This is a genomic window from Rhodoluna sp. (genome assembly GCF_024641065.1).
GTDB lineage: Bacteria > Actinomycetota > Actinomycetes > Actinomycetales > Microbacteriaceae > Rhodoluna.
In genome coordinates, this window is record NZ_JAHEDV010000004.1 from 26,888 (window position 1) to 36,940 (window position 10,053).

General features: G+C 53.9%; 11 protein-coding genes. 3 read left to right on the forward strand and 8 right to left on the reverse strand.

The features are described 5' to 3' along the window. The 4 genes from Q0L26_RS04080 to Q0L26_RS04095 are packed head-to-tail and all read right to left on the reverse strand — an operon-like array spanning nucleotide 1 to nucleotide 4,330. Nucleotides 1-1,527 carry a succinic semialdehyde dehydrogenase gene (locus Q0L26_RS04080; protein ID WP_296647769.1) on the reverse strand — a complete coding sequence of 509 codons (1,527 nt, stop codon included), beginning with the start codon at nucleotides 1,525-1,527 and terminating at the stop codon, nucleotides 1-3. Continuing rightward, the gene (locus Q0L26_RS04085) at nucleotides 1,524-2,618 is read right to left on the reverse strand and encodes an Mrp/NBP35 family ATP-binding protein (protein ID WP_296647773.1); all 1,095 of its coding nucleotides are present in this window, start codon (nucleotides 2,616-2,618) and stop codon (nucleotides 1,524-1,526) included. Before Q0L26_RS04085 ends, Q0L26_RS04080 begins: the two co-directional genes overlap by 4 nt. Further along, nucleotides 2,599-3,087, reverse strand: coding sequence for a DUF1003 domain-containing protein (locus Q0L26_RS04090; RefSeq protein WP_296647774.1), 489 nt, complete (start codon nucleotides 3,085-3,087; stop codon nucleotides 2,599-2,601). The genes Q0L26_RS04085 and Q0L26_RS04090 overlap by 20 nt, the downstream gene beginning before the upstream one ends. After that, a complete protein-coding gene (locus tag Q0L26_RS04095; RefSeq protein ID WP_296647776.1) occupies nucleotides 3,080-4,330 on the reverse strand; it encodes a CBS domain-containing protein in 1,251 nt (416 codons plus the stop codon). Before Q0L26_RS04095 ends, Q0L26_RS04090 begins: the two co-directional genes overlap by 8 nt. A gap of 45 nt (nucleotides 4,331-4,375) precedes the next feature. Here Q0L26_RS04095 and Q0L26_RS04100 point away from each other — a divergent pair, with 45 nt between their 5' ends. After that, a complete protein-coding gene (locus Q0L26_RS04100; protein WP_296647780.1) occupies nucleotides 4,376-4,888 on the forward strand; it encodes a general stress protein in 513 nt (170 codons plus the stop codon). 11 nt (nucleotides 4,889-4,899) lie between these two features. Here the strand turns inward: Q0L26_RS04100 and Q0L26_RS04105 are convergent, their stop codons facing one another. Next, nucleotides 4,900-6,267, reverse strand: coding sequence for an aminopeptidase P family protein (locus tag Q0L26_RS04105; RefSeq protein WP_296647781.1), 1,368 nt, complete (start codon nucleotides 6,265-6,267; stop codon nucleotides 4,900-4,902). A gap of 17 nt (nucleotides 6,268-6,284) precedes the next feature. Between Q0L26_RS04105 and Q0L26_RS04110 the strand changes: the two genes are divergently transcribed. After that, a complete protein-coding gene (locus tag Q0L26_RS04110) occupies nucleotides 6,285-7,172 on the forward strand; it encodes a PHP domain-containing protein (RefSeq protein WP_296647783.1) in 888 nt (295 codons plus the stop codon). A gap of 2 nt (nucleotides 7,173-7,174) precedes the next feature. Here the strand turns inward: Q0L26_RS04110 and Q0L26_RS04115 are convergent, their stop codons facing one another. Continuing rightward, the gene (locus tag Q0L26_RS04115; RefSeq protein WP_296647785.1) at nucleotides 7,175-8,638 is read right to left on the reverse strand and encodes a DEAD/DEAH box helicase; all 1,464 of its coding nucleotides are present in this window, start codon (nucleotides 8,636-8,638) and stop codon (nucleotides 7,175-7,177) included. A 56-nt stretch (nucleotides 8,639-8,694) separates the two neighbouring features. Here Q0L26_RS04115 and Q0L26_RS04120 point away from each other — a divergent pair, with 56 nt between their 5' ends. Continuing rightward, nucleotides 8,695-9,486 carry a ferritin-like fold-containing protein gene (locus Q0L26_RS04120; protein ID WP_296647788.1) on the forward strand — a complete coding sequence of 264 codons (792 nt, stop codon included), beginning with the start codon at nucleotides 8,695-8,697 and terminating at the stop codon, nucleotides 9,484-9,486. Here Q0L26_RS04120 and Q0L26_RS04125 read toward each other — a convergent pair. Continuing rightward, a complete protein-coding gene (locus Q0L26_RS04125) occupies nucleotides 9,483-9,752 on the reverse strand; it encodes a hypothetical protein (RefSeq protein ID WP_296647791.1) in 270 nt (89 codons plus the stop codon). The genes Q0L26_RS04120 and Q0L26_RS04125 overlap by 4 nt on opposite strands. After that, nucleotides 9,752-9,976 (reverse strand): DUF3107 domain-containing protein, encoded by a 225-nt coding sequence (locus Q0L26_RS04130; RefSeq protein ID WP_296647793.1) that lies wholly within the window; start codon nucleotides 9,974-9,976, stop codon nucleotides 9,752-9,754. Before Q0L26_RS04130 ends, Q0L26_RS04125 begins: the two co-directional genes overlap by 1 nt. Nucleotides 9,977-10,053: the final 77 nt, after the last annotated feature.

Genomic DNA, 10,053 nt, shown 5'->3' on the forward strand with positions numbered 1-10,053 from the left:
TTAGAGCGTGATGCGGCGAAGAACTTTGAGCAGCACTCGCATCAGCGGGGCCATTTTTTCGTAATCTTTTGCGCGGCTTGGCAGACGCAATGCTGTGCTGGCAATTCCAATGACCTTGGTTTCGGTGAATCTAAGCAGCCCGCCTGGCCCATTGCGGCGACCTTGGCCTGAGGTTTTGGTTCCGCCCATCGGTGATTGCATGGATGCAAAGCTTGCCCTGAAACCCTCGTTGATGTTCACGCTTCCTGCGTGCAAATAGCGAGCAACCTCTTTAGCCGATTTCACCGGACCAACCACCGATGCGTTCAAACCAAAATCGCTGTCGTTGGCTTTCTCGATTGCCTCATCGATGCTGTCGTAACCCTCAACGTTGACCACTGGGCCAAAGACTTCACGCCGAACCATCCGGGCAGTTTCAGGAACATCGGTGATCACTGTTGGGGCATAAAAGTATGGGCCGATCTCTGGCAACGCTTTGCCGCCGGCTACAACCTCGGCACCCTGCGCCACAGCATCGTTGATGAAACCTGAAACTCGCTGAAGTTGGTTATAGCCACCGAGCGAACCGATGTCGACGCTAAAGTCGTTTGATTTGCCAACCTTGAGCTCTTGGGTTTTGGCAGCCAAGATCTCTAAGAACTTAGCTTTGTCACTGTTGGCCACATAGACACGCTCGATTGAAACGCATAGTTGACCGGCCGAGCTGAACGCGCCGCTCAAGACAATTTCGGCGGCACGTTTGAGGTTGGCACCCTCGAGCACGATCATCGGGTTTTTGCCACCAAGTTCGAGTGAACATCCAATCAGGCGCCCGGCTGCACGCTGAGCAACCTTTCGCCCAGTTTCGGTAGAACCTGTGAACGCCACATAGTCAACGTTGTCGACAATGGCATTGCCCACCGTTGCGCCGTCGCCGGTGACCACAGTCCAGGCATCCTCGGGAATACCGGCTTCAACGGCTAGGTGTCTGGCAAACAACACTGTGAGCGCTGTTTGGTTGTCAGCTTTTTGAACCACGGCGTTACCTGCGGCGAGCGCCGGCAGGACATCAAGCATGGTGAGAGCTAGCGGATAGTTCCACGGAGTGATCACACCAACCACGCCAACGGGAATGTGGTCGACATAAGTTTTGGTCAGCAATGGAACGCCAGCTTTCGTTCGCTTGCGTGCCAGAGTTTTGCCAGAAATTTTGCCGTAGTAGGCAGCTGCCGAAATCGCTCCAGCGGTTTCTTCAAAAGCGTGTGCGCGTGATTTGCCAGTCTCTAGCTGCAGCAGGTCAAGAAGTTTCTCTTCGTTGGCAAGCAAAATATCGTGAAGTCGCAATAACGCTCGCTCACGTGTGTAGACCGGGGTTTGCGACCAATCATCCTGGGCGGTTTTTGCATTTTTTACCGCGGCAACCACTTGGTGCTCTTGAAGTTGCGGCAGATCAAAGATCTTTCGGCCATTGCTCGGGTTCAAAACCGTGGCAGCTGCTTCGGTTGAAGGTAGGTGTGCAATCAGGGTTGCAATGCTGGTTTCGCTCACACGCTAACTCTAAGCAGTTTGCCCGCCAAACCAATCTTGTCTTGGCTGATTTTCACAGCAATTTCACGGATAGCCTCGGCAGCTGGGTCGGTCGGATTCGAGCTCACCACCGGCTTGCCGGCATCTGAACCTTCACGCAGGGCCACGCTGATGGGTATCTGCCCTAGAACCGGCACAGGAGCGCCTGAGATGCCCGACAAGCGGTCAGCAACAGCTTGCCCGCCTCCGGCACCAAACAGCTCGAAACGGCTGCCATCGGGCTGCACAAGCCAGCTCATGTTTTCGATTACCCCGAACACGCTCTGACCGGTTTGTAGGCCAACTGAACCAGATCTCTCGGCTACCTCAGCGGCTGCAACCTGCGGTGTAGTAACCACGATGGTTTTGGCTGTTGGCAGCAATTGACCGAGGCTGATGGCGACATCGCCGGTGCCCGGAGGTAGGTCAACCAACAAGAAATCAAGGTCGCCCCAATAGACATCACATAAAAATTGTTCAACCGCGCGGTGAAGCATCGGGCCACGCCAGGCCACCGGCTTGTTGTCTTCGAGGAACATGCCAATCGAAATGACTTTTACGCCCCACGGGCCAGCCTCTGCTACCGGCGGCAGAATGAGTTCGTCAACCCTGGTTGGTTTGTCGGTTATGCCTAGTTGACCCGGAATCGAGAAACCAAAGATGTCAGCATCAACTAGGCCGACACGAAAACCTAGCTCGGCAAGCGCAATGGCAATGTTTGCCGTGGTCGAAGATTTACCCACGCCACCCTTGCCCGAACCGATTAGATAAACGCGGGTGAGGGTGTCTTTGCCAAAAGGATTGAAGCGCGGTGGCTTGCCATCACGCAGCTTCACTCTTAGTGCATCGCGTTCTGCAACGCTCATGACGCTCATGATTACTTCGAGGTTGAATTCGGCTACGGCCTTGCGAACATCGACTTCAATTCTTTGAGCAGCTGGGCAACCGGCAACGGTGAGTTTTACGGTCACCGAGTTCTCGCCAATTTCAACCATGTCCAGTTCGGTCAGTGGCAACCGAAGCTCAGGGTCAATAACGGTGGCGAGGGCGCGCTCAATCGCGCTTGCGCTCATCCAAGATCTCTTTCAACAGGTCGCGAAGTTCGTCGCGAACAAAGTCTTTGGTTGCCAAATCTTCAATGGCCAAACGCAGGGCAACCACCTCGCGAGCCAGGTACTCGGTGTCGGCAAGGTTTCGCTCAGCACGCTGGCGGTCCTGCTCGAACTGCACGCGATCGCGGTCATCCTGGCGGTTTTGAGCCAAAAGAATAAGTGGCGCAGCATAAGAAGCCTGCATCGACAAAATCAAAGTCATGAGGGTGAAGTTAGTTGCGCGCGGGTCGAACTGCGCAGCCTCGGGTGCCAGGGTGTTCCATATAAGCCAAATGGTGACCACAACGGTCATGCCAATCAAAAACGCGCCGGTGCCCATTGCGCGCGCAAAAGCCTCGGATGCGCGGCCAAACTGCTCACGGTCAATCGAAATCTTTGGAGCCAAGCGCTGACGTGAGCGCAGCGGTGAATCTAGGCGGTCGTTAGCCATGCTGTGCCTCCTCATCTTCGGTTCGCCAGTCATCAGGCAATAGGTGGTCAAGTACGTCGTCAACGGTAACCACACCAATCAGGCGGTGGTCTGCGTCAACAACCGGCAGCGCTACCAAGTTGTAGTTCGCCAGGGTTCGGTGAATTACCGAAATGTGAGTGTCTGCCTTTACCGGTTCGAGCTCGGTATCAAGCAGGTTTCCGAGGCGCTCATGAGGCGGGTAACGCAACATGCGCTGAAAGTGAACCACGCCGAGGTATCGCCCGGTGGCAACTTCATAGGGTGGCAAAGTTACGAACACCGATGCCGCTAGCGCGGGAGCAACCTCAACGCGACGAATCAATGCCATTGCCTCGGCAACGGTCGCGTCAGCCGCACAGATGATTGGCTCAGTGGTCATCAAACCACCAGCGGTGAACTCATCAAACTGCATCAACATACGAATGTCGTCAGCTTCTTCTTCATCCATGAGATCAAGAATTGCCTCGGTGCGAGCTTCTGGCAGATTTGCCATAAGGTCGGCGGCGTCATCAGGTTCCATCAGGTCGAGAACCTCTGCGGCGCGCTCGTCATCAAGCTCGGTGATGATGTCAATCTGTTCGTCTTCTGGCAGCTCTTCAAGAACATCGGCAAGACGCTCGTCGTCGAGCTCTTCGGCAACCTCAAGCATGCGCTCGTCAGGTAGGTCTAGAAGCGCGCTCGCCAAGTCGGCAGGGCGAAGGTCTGAATAGGTAGCAATCAGCTGCTGTGCGCTCTGGCCTTCTTCACCGCGAGCTTCTTCAGAAACTTGCTCCCAAGCAGCAAAAAGGGTGGCTCCGCGGGCAAATGGTGAAGCCGAGGTCTTTGGGCGGCGAAGGAACAGTTCAGAGATGGTCCACTCTTTGTTCTTGCCCTGTTCAATAGCGAGGTCTTCAATGCTCGCTGCGCCGCTGCCATCTAGCAAGCGAACTTTGCGGCCGAGCATCTCGGCAATTACGCGAACCTCTTGGCCTCGTTGAGTAAAACGACGTAGGTCAATCAGGCCGGTGGTGATTACCTGCCCGGCTGAAATAGAGGTAACTCTTGAGATCGGAACGAAAACTCGGCGTCGACCAGAAATCTCAACCAACATGCCTGTTGCGCGAGGCGATCCAGATTTACGGTAGGCCACAAGAACGTCAATGACCTTACCTACGCGGTCTCCCGCAGGGTCAAAGACGCCACAGCCAGCCAATCTGGCGACGAATACTCTAGTTGCGCTCACCGTTCAACCTTAGACGAGAGGCAAGAGCCATGCCAGAATGAAAAGGTGAACAACAAGCCAAAGAATTCAAGAAACCAGCCGCCAGCCCTACCAAAGGGTGAAGTGCTCGCCACTTTTAAGACTCATCCAGAGGCGGCCGCTTTGGTAGAAAAGCTAATCGCCGGCAAGTTTCCGGCTGGTGCGATTGCCATTGTGGGTTCAGATTTGCGTTCGGTTGAGCGAGTGCGCGGCAAAATCAATTACGCCCGCATGGCCATTGCCGGTGCAACAACCGGTGCTTGGGTTGGTTTGGCCTATGCATTGTTGTTTGGCGCAAACCCTGACCCAGCAAATTTAAACTCAAGCATCAACCAGATTTATTCAGGTCTTGGGTCTTCAATCGTTATTGGTGCCGGCATCGGAATGCTGGCTAACGTTATTCGCTACAGTCTGGCCAAAAACAAGCGAACCTTTATTGCGCAGTCAACTTTGGTAGCCGCGAAATATCAGGTTCAGGTGCCAAGCAGTCTTTTTGAGCAAGCCAAGCTAATCGAAGCTCAGCAAATCATTACCGAATAACTAAAGCCTGATTAGCTGTATTTTTTCAGCCATTTTTCAACGGCCTTTGACTCCCTAGGCAATGCAGCGCTGAGGTTTTCAGCACCTTTTTTGGTGATCAAAATATCATCTTCAATTCGAACGCCAATGCCTCTAAATTCTTCAGGAACCAAAAGGTCATCAGGCTGAAAATAAAGCCCAGGTTCAATCGTGAAGACCATTCCTGGCTTCAACTCGGCCTCAAGATACATCTCGCGACGAGCCTGTGCGCAGTCGTGAACATCTAGTCCGAGGTGGTGGCTGGTGCCGTGAACCATCCAGCGTCGGTGAAACTGTTGGTCAGGTTCAAGTGAACGCTCGGCACTCACCGGCAGCAAGCCCCACTCGGCAGTCTTGGCAGCGATTACTTCCATCGCCGCTGCGTGAACATCCTTGAATTTGGCACCGGGTTTGGCAACCGCAAATGCCGCATCGGCAGCCTCGCGAACGGCCTCATAGATTTTGCGCTGAACATCGGTGAACTTGCCATTGACCGGCAGGGTTCGAGTGATGTCAGCGGTGTAGAGGCTATCCATTTCAACACCGGCATCGAGCAGCAAAAGGTCGCCGTTTTTCACTGGTCCGTTGTTCACGATCCAGTGCAAAGTGCAGGCGTGTGGGCCAGAGGCGGCGATGGTGTCATAGCCCAGGTTGTTGCCCTCGAGTCGGGCCTTTGAATAGAAGGCAGTTTCAACAATGCGCTCGCCGCGGTGGTGCTTTCTGGCCTGTTTCAGATTTCTAGCTACTTCTTCAAACCCACGGATGCTCGCCTCGACAGCCAGACGCATTTGCTCAATTTCATACTTGTCTTTGATTAGGCGCAGCTCTGATACGAACTGGGCCAAATCGGCACTCTTGTTCAGGTTGATAAGTTGCGTATTCGCAACAGAACGCTTGAATGCATTGAATGCCTTGAGTGGTTGGGTGTTGATGTCGAGCAGTTTCGAAACATCACTCAGGCTTGGTCGAGCACCAACCCAGAATTCACCGATCGCTGAGTTGGCAAAAAACTCGTCACTGTCACGACCAGCGGTCTCTCGAAAATAGAGGGTTGAAACTGGTTTTGCTTCGCGAGCGTCGATCACCAAAATTGAGTCGGCTACGGTGTCTGAGCCCCACCCGGTCAGATGAGCGAAAGCTGAGTGAGGGCGATACATGTAATCGGTGTCATTGGAGCGAACCTTGAATGCCCCAGATTCGAAAACCAACACGTTGCCAGCAAACTCGGCGGCAACTGCGGCTCGGCGCTTGGCAGCGAATTTTGCGACCTCGGCAGTTTTGATCTTGTGCTTTTCAGGAGCGGCCCAGTTTGAACTTATGTAATTCAAGAATTGGCTGCTGTGCGGTGTGCGACTCCTCATGCCTTTATTCTGGCACTATGACCAGGATTGATTTACACAGCCACTCCACGCGCTCTGATGGCAGAGAGACTCCGCGTGAGGTTTTTGAGCAGGCTGCGCTCGCAAAAGTAGACATCCTGGCGCTCACCGATCACGACACCACCTCTGGCTGGGCCGAGGCTGCTGAGACCGCATCTCGTCTGGGGCTGGGTTTTGTGCCGGGCATTGAGGTAACTACCAGGGCTGAAACCGCATCCAAGGATGGAAAACCTCGCGGCATCAGCGTTCACATGCTGGCCTACCTGCCTGACCCAAATTATGAACCCTTGGCCCGCGAATTAGCGGCAACGGTTTTGTCACGCGAAACTCGCGCTCAACGAATTGTTGAACTGCTCTCGGTTGACTATGACATCACCTGGGAGCTCGTTACCAACATGCTTGAAGAGGGTGCAACCATTGGCCGCCCGGCGCTGGCAGATGCGCTAATTCACCTGGGGCATTTTGAGAATCGAGCCCAGGCCTTTGACGGCCCACTAGACAAGCACGGCCCTTACTACGTTGCAACCAAGACCACTGACACGCTCGAAGCTATTCAAATGATTCGGGCCGCCGGGGGAGTACCAATCATTGCGCACCCTCTTGGTGGGGTGAAAGGTTCGCTCAATCGAGGCGACCTACCGCAGGCATATTTTGAAACCATGATCGAAGCAGGTTTGGCTGGCTTCGAGGTTTATCACCGCGAGGTTTCGGAACAGGCACGTGAATGGTTGCTTGAGCTAGCTGAACAGCACGACCTCATTGTTACCGGCTCTAGCGATTATCACGGCATAGATGGCAAGCCGAATCGACTAGGTGAAAACAGCACCGAGCGAGAGATGCTCGATCGAATTTTGGCTCAGGGTTCGGGCACAAAAGCCCAAATCTAGAACTAGCTCTGCTGGCTCTTATTTACGCGACGGCGAACTCGGTTGCGCTCAGGGCGCGGGTGTTCGTGACCACCGTGCGACTCAGACTTTGCTGCCGCTTCGCCCTCGGTCTTGTGAGGCTTGTCGCCCTGAGGTCGTCGGTTTTTGTCACCGCGGTTTGAGCCTTCGCTGTGACCGCGACCAGACTGTCCACCTGGGCGACCTGAGTTTGAACGGCCACCGGCTGAACGAGAGCCGCGAGGCTTTTCGTCGTCGCCTGGCTTCCAGCCTTCAGGGCGCTTGCTCTTGGCAATTCGACCTTTGGTTCCGGCTGCAATCTCAAGATCTGCAAACAGGTGAGCTGAGCTCGAGTAGGTTTCGGTCGGTTCAGGCTGACCAAATTCGAGTGCGGTGTTGATGTGACCCCAGCGAGTCAGGTCTTCCCAGTCAACAAAAGTAACGGCGATGCCGGTGCGACCAGCGCGACCGGTGCGACCAACGCGGTGCAGGTAGGCCTTCTCGTCTTCAGGAATTGTGTAGTTGATTACGTGAGTCACGTCGTCAACGTCGATTCCACGAGCTGCCACCTCGGTTGCAACCAGGATGTCTTTTTTACCTGAGCGGAAGGCTGCCATCGAACGCTCGCGCGCCTCTTGGGTCATGTCTCCGTGAAGGGCAGTTGCATTGAAGCCGCGGTCTACCAATTCTTCAGAAACTTTAGAAGCCTGGCGCTTGGTCTTGGTGAAGATTACGGTTTTGCCGCGACCTTCAGCCTGAAGAATTCGGCCGACAACTTCATCTTTATCTAGTGCGTGAGCACGGTAGATGAACTGCTTGATGTCAGCCTTGGTCTGGCCCTCATCCGGGTCATTGGTGCGAATGTGTACCGGGCGGTTCTGATACTTGCGCGCCATGGTGACGATGGTGCCTGGCATGGTTGCCGAGAAAAGCATGGTCTGGCGGCCATCCGGGGTGTAAGCGAACAGGCGCTCAACATCTGGCAAGAAACCAAGGTCGAGCATCTCGTCGGCCTCGTCAAGAACCATGAAGCGAATGTTGCCAAGGTCGAGAAGCTTTTGCTTTGAGAGGTCGATCAAACGACCTGGGGTGCCCACGATTACCTGTGCGCCGGCGTTGATTTCGGCAACCTGCTCTTCATAAGCCTTGCCACCATAAATGGCAGCGACCATGGTGGCGCGGTTTGCAGAAGCAAGTTTTAGGTCATCGGCAACCTGGATTGCAAGTTCACGAGTTGGCACAACAACCAGTGCCTTGGCGCCCTTTTCAGGGTTCTTGCCCAAGCTCTGAAGCAGTGGCAAACCAAAACCCAAGGTCTTGCCGGTTCCGGTCTTTGCCTGACCAATTACGTCTTGACCAGTTAGAGCAACTGGGATGGCCTCTTCCTGAATTGGGAAAGGGCTGGTGATGCCTCGTGATGCGAGGGCTTCAACGATGTCTTCATCGATGCCTAATTCGGCGAAATTCAATAGTGCTCCTAAGTCTTGACCAGTCTACTCGCGAGAGCATGGCGAGCCACGGATGAGTGAGTATCCTTATCAATGTGTTTGATTGGTTTAAAAGAATCCGCGCTGGCGCTCGCAAGTTCACATTGCCGCCGCGTGAAGAGCGTGCTGCCCGCAACACCGGCGAGGTCAACCTAAAGCCATACACCCCAGAGCCAAAGGCATTCTTGGGCCAGCTGGCTTATTTGCAGCTCAGTCAGTTTGAGATTCTCACCAGCGAGCTGAAGTATTCACCGAACACCCAGTACAAAGCTGAACTTGGTGAAGCTGCTGCCAAGAGTTTTGAAAAATACCGCGCAATTTCTAAGAAAATTGCCGGTCTCGGCGTTGACCCAACCGACGCCATGGATCCATACGTAGAACGCATCGAAACCTTTCACTCGCGCACCAATGGTCTTGACTGGTTCGAGAGCGTTATCAAGGTTTATCTAGTTTCAGGTTTGCTAGACGACTTCTATCGCCGCCTTGCAGTGGGCCTCGAGCCAACTCTGCGTGCAGATGTTGAAAAGGCGCTCAGTGACAAGAAATTTGAACAATTTGCTAAACGCGTATTGCTTGAGGCAATGGCTTCAGACCCCCAGTTGGCTTCACGCCTTGCACTTTGGGGTCGTCGTTTGATGGGCGATGTTTTGCTTGAGCTTCGAGCAGCTTTTGATAACCGCAAATTGGCGGGCATCTCAAAGACCAAAAAACTTAGCCTCGAAGAAGAGCGCGAAGTTAACCTGGCTTCTTATTCAAAGCTCGAGCCACTGGTCACCGAATTGATAGGCGCCCACACCATTCGCATGGATGCCCTGGGCCTTACCGCCTAAGTGCGAATTTTAGTTAGGCGCTTAGCGCCCAACCACATGCCAACCGGCATGCTCAACATGACAATTAGCCAGATCCAGGCTTCGTCGTAGTGAAAGCCTGCCCAAGTCAAAATGCTCCAGACCAAACTGCCGGTAACGATTGCCAGCGCGGTTGGAACCAGCGCACCAAACTTTGAGCTCGACAAATTGATGTACGGAGCCACTAGGCCAAGAATCAGCGCGTAGACAACTACAAATGCCAGGCTGAGCAGGTTGATTGGATCCATTAGGCGATGAACCCAACTCGACGAGCTTCTTCAGCGCCGATTTCTACATAAGCAAGTGCCTCGGTTGGAACTACAAAAAGGCGACCCTTGTTGTCAGAAAGTTTTAGCACCTTCTGGCCAGCTTCTAGACAAGCAGCAACTGCGCTTTCAACATCCTTGGCAGATTGATCTGACTCAAAGCTAATTTCGCGGGCGCTGTTTTTGATACCGATTCTGATGTCCATGAAGGGCCTTTCTTGCTTGCTTTTAGATTACGACAGCCTCGGGCAAGTTGTGGCCAGGTGTCGAGGGTTTTCAATTT

Excerpts from the sequence above, each read along its gene's own strand:
- Q0L26_RS04085 (WP_296647773.1), bottom strand. The coding sequence starts at position 2,618 with ATGAGCGCAAGCGCGATTGAGCGCGCCCTCGCCACCGTTATTGACCCT.
- Q0L26_RS04090 (WP_296647774.1), bottom strand. The coding sequence starts at position 3,087 with ATGGCTAACGACCGCCTAGATTCACCGCTGCGCTCACGTCAGCGCTTG.
- Q0L26_RS04105 (WP_296647781.1), bottom strand. The coding sequence starts at position 6,267 with ATGAGGAGTCGCACACCGCACAGCAGCCAATTCTTGAATTACATAAGT.
- Q0L26_RS04110 (WP_296647783.1), top strand. The coding sequence starts at position 6,285 with ATGACCAGGATTGATTTACACAGCCACTCCACGCGCTCTGATGGCAGA.
- Q0L26_RS04125 (WP_296647791.1), bottom strand. The coding sequence starts at position 9,752 with ATGGATCCAATCAACCTGCTCAGCCTGGCATTTGTAGTTGTCTACGCG.
- Q0L26_RS04130 (WP_296647793.1), bottom strand. The coding sequence starts at position 9,976 with ATGGACATCAGAATCGGTATCAAAAACAGCGCCCGCGAAATTAGCTTT.